Annotated in this window: 1 protein-coding gene; it reads left to right on the plus strand. The window is 58.6% G+C overall.

Features of this window, described 5'->3' with window-relative positions:
- Positions 1-309 precede the first annotated feature (309 nt).
- Positions 310-988 (plus strand): D-alanyl-D-alanine carboxypeptidase (locus tag A3730_RS05180; protein WP_197477307.1); only part of this gene is annotated, 679 nt, incomplete at its 3' end.

The raw sequence follows: 988 nt of genomic DNA on the forward strand, positions 1-988 counted from the left end.
ATAACTCTTTGCGTACTCAGTCTTTCAGGCTGGTTCGCAATCTAGGCGCGCTTTTGAAGGTGTATGTCCATCCATCGAAAAAGTGCAACAACGAGTGCGGGCCAGCCTGGAAGACCCGAAGGGCGTGGCCTGAAGCGCACATCTGCTGCGCCTTGCCTCTCGGAAAGGGAACCACCCTGACCATCGAAACAAGACACAGCAGCTGCACGCTTCAGGCCACGCTGAGCATGCAAAGAGTTATTCAGAGGTTTCCCAACCCGCGTTTATCCCGGCGGTTGTTGCCGTTACGATTTTGAAGGTCCCCGTGTCATGCCGAGAAGTGCAGTCCGCAGACAATCCCCCGCGTTTTTCTTGTTGGCCCTCTCCCTGGTCAGCACCCTGCTTGCCCGCCCCGCGCAAGCGGAAGTCCCCGTGCCGGTAATGGCCCCCGTGCTGGATGTGGCAAAAGAGCTGCAGCTGCCCGAAACCGATCTGGCCGTGGCCTCGATTCCACTGGATGGCCCCGGGCAAGCCCGCTTCATGAACGCCGACATGCCATTGAACCCCGGTTCCATCATGAAGGTCATCACCACCTACGCCGCGCTGGAATTGCTGGGCCCCACGTTTCAGTGGCACACCCGCCTGTATACCGACGGCACCATTGAAGACGAAACGCTGAACGGCAACCTGTATTTTGTCGGCAGTGGCGACCCCAAACTCACCGAAGAACGGCTGTGGCTGCTACTGCGTGAGTTACGCGCCATGGGCGTCAAACATATCGCCGGTGATCTAATTCTCGATGGCAGCGTTTTCAACCTGCCCAATGGCATCGCCGACTTCAATGATGACGGCGACAACCCCAATGCGCCCTTCCTGGTGGAGCCCAATGGCCTGCTCACCAACCTGAATGTACTGCGCATCCGGGCCCGTGCAGACAACCGGGGTATTCACACCTGGACCGAACCCGCGCTGGACGGTATCACCATCGACAATCAGCTGGTGTTCCGTG

The sequence above is a fragment of the Alcanivorax sp. HI0044 genome (genome assembly GCF_001634945.1).